Below are 786 nucleotides of genomic sequence, written 5' to 3'. Positions count from 1 at the left end.
CATCCCGAAAACTCCCATTAAATGACTGCGCGGGCAGCCCCGTCAATAAATGGGTTATCAGTGGGTTTACCAGGGCGAGAAAAGTCGAGTGTCACCTTGTTATCATATGCCGGCACGGGCCGCCCCGCACTTGTCCAGTGCTTTCGAAATAAACTCGCTTCCATTATCAACCTGTATCCTTTTCGGAGAAGCTGAACATACTTCTTTCAGGTGATTCATCACTGCTACCACGTCTTCTCCTTTTAACGCCTGGCCGACATGGATGGCTACGCACTGGCGGCTATAATTATCGACTACAGTTAAGGCTCGGATTTTTCGTCCGTCAAAAAGTTGATCCGCCACAAAATCCATACTCCAACTCTGATTTAAACTAGAAAGTTGAGGCCGATCAAGCCTCTGTGCGGCCGCTCTATTCCGCTTTGGTCGCTTACTTCTTAAGTTTAACCCTTCTTCACAGTACACTCTACGAACTCGTTTATGGTTGTCGCGCCAACCCTCACGCCTAAGCAGAACATGGATTCGTCGATAACCGTAGCGGACACGTACCTGAGCGATTTCTTTGATTCTGTGCCGTACAGCCGTATCATCTCGACGGTGTGGCTTATAATACCAGCAGGACCGTTGCAGTAGCACAACCGAGCAGGCTCGTTGAACGGGAACACGATAATCCGTAATTAAACTAGTGGCCAGCATCCGCTTCTGGGCTGGCCCGCTCGGGCGGCCCCGTTAAAACTTTTTTTTGAGCACATCCTGGAGCATTTGCTTATCCCAGCTTAGGTCCGCTAC

The 786-nt window shown here is 49.9% G+C and carries 1 pseudogene; it reads right to left on the bottom strand.

What is annotated here, in order from left to right:
- Positions 1-41: 41 nt before the first annotated feature.
- Positions 42-786: pseudogene (locus tag ACFPMF_RS28030) on the bottom strand (IS3 family transposase); the annotation flags it as partial.

It is taken from the genome of Larkinella bovis (assembly GCF_042655385.1).
Classification (GTDB): Bacteria; Bacteroidota; Bacteroidia; order Cytophagales; family Spirosomataceae; genus Larkinella; species Larkinella bovis.
Note: the sequence above shows the minus strand (reverse complement) of the source record. Positions and strands in the feature narration are given on the sequence as shown.